The sequence below is a fragment of the Vibrio sp. 1F253 genome (assembly GCF_041439295.1).
GTDB classification, from domain to species: domain Bacteria; phylum Pseudomonadota; class Gammaproteobacteria; order Enterobacterales; family Vibrionaceae; genus Vibrio; species Vibrio tasmaniensis_A.
Genome location: NZ_JBGONU010000130.1, coordinates 1 through 1,744, shown reverse-complemented (window position 1 = coordinate 1,744; position 1,744 = coordinate 1). Strand labels below are relative to the sequence as shown.

Below are 1,744 nucleotides of genomic sequence, written 5' to 3'. Positions count from 1 at the left end.
CGAGGTTGTATCGAGCCTTGGGGAACAGTGAGTAAAGGAAAAACTTAAGGTTGGATATGAGTACCTACAAACAATTCCATCAACCCAACATCACTCTGTCGTTAAGTCAGTATGTCTCCAATCTCACGGCGCACCTGCCGGTGATGATGCGTCAAGATCTGGAACTTAAACTAGGACTGAGGAAAAAGCGCGGCAATCCGACCGACCGTAACCTCGCCTTATTCATCACCGAACGCGTGAGCTTTGTGGATAACGTCGTCCACCACTTTACCCAAAAATTCCCGTTTGGTTTCATAAGCCATGAGCCCAAACCGCTCGAACTGACTCACGACATCTTGATGAGCGATGATGCGCTTAAAAATTTCGCCATTCAACTCACCGTGGCCTTTGTCGATATCATCAATGATATTGCCGTGACAGACGCTGATGACATTCCCGAAAGCCCCACGGATTACTACCACGCCCTGCATTATGCCTTTGAACAAATCCGAGACTTGATGCTCAAGGTCTTCATTGAGCCTCCGAGTGCCGACACGCGTGATATCGGTCAAACGCTGACAGTTCGTGACGCTGAAATCCTTTTAGAGTGCGCGATTCGTCGTTGTATTGATCCTAAAAACTTAGTGCGTAAATTCAAACGCCTTCGCAAGCGCTACATTGAACACGCTCAAGTCACCCTTGGCAATGTCGGAGAACAACCCAGTCAACATCGCTATGTGTCGCGCCTGACTCTCTCCAACTTCAAGCAGCAATTACGCGAGTCCGAAGCCTTCATGAAAAGTATGGTGGTCATCAACCACGACACCCTGCAAGAGTTCAATCTCGATGAGGTGGCCTCTCGCACGACAACGAACCTTGAAAACCGCCGCGTTGAATTGGTGGTTCGCAGTCGCGGGGATGAAGAGCGGGCCATCGATATGGGATTTGAAGGGGTCTTCATCAATTGGACGTTGCCCTCAAAGTATCACCGTAATTCACCTAAGTGGAACGGCTGCACCGTCAAAGAAGCGCATCAAAGCCTGATGGAGCAATGGAGGCTCGCCCGCGCCCACTTCGCCAAACAAGACATTCCTTGGTTTGGCCTACGGGTGGCCGAGCCCCACAAAGACGGCACGCCTCACTTGCATGCCTTTGTCTATTGCCCTGCTGAATACAAAGCCGAGCTCATGCGCATTTGTGCGAAGATTGCCCGAAGTGAAGATGGCGACGAGCTCTACAACAAAAAGAAACGCAAAGCCCGTTTTCACGCGAAACCTTGCAACCCTAAGAAAGGTAGCGCTACTGGCTACATCATCAAATACATCTCCAAAAACATTAACGGCGCACACCTGCCCAAAGGCGCCGCGGAAGAAACTGCAGTCTCGGTCAGAGCGTGGGCCAGCGCTTGGGGCATTAAGCAGTTTTCACAATCGGGCTCTCCTGCCGTGGGTCTGTGGCGACAACTCAGACGCGCGAACAAAGCCGATGTGGCGATTGATGAAGCGTTAATCGACCTACATGAGCATGCGGATAAATCACGCTGGAAAGAGTTTACCCAGCACATTGGGGATTTACGCCTCGCTCATGAAACGCAGATTAACCAGTACGGCGAAACCACCAAACGGGTGATCGGGTTGGAATGGTTAGGTCACGTGATCGAGACCTGCCGCGATCACTTTTCGGTGGTGGCGAAGTGCGATGTGGACGCGTGGAAAAAAGCGCGGAGCGCTGTCCCTTGGAGCACTGAAAATAAGTGTAACCCACC

1 protein-coding gene is annotated in these 1,744 nt (G+C 51.3%); it reads left to right on the top strand.

The features are described from left to right. Positions 1-56: 56 nt before the first annotated feature. The coding region (locus tag ACED28_RS23125; protein ID WP_371710851.1) for a replication endonuclease at positions 57-1,744 on the top strand (1,688 nt) is incomplete at its 3' end.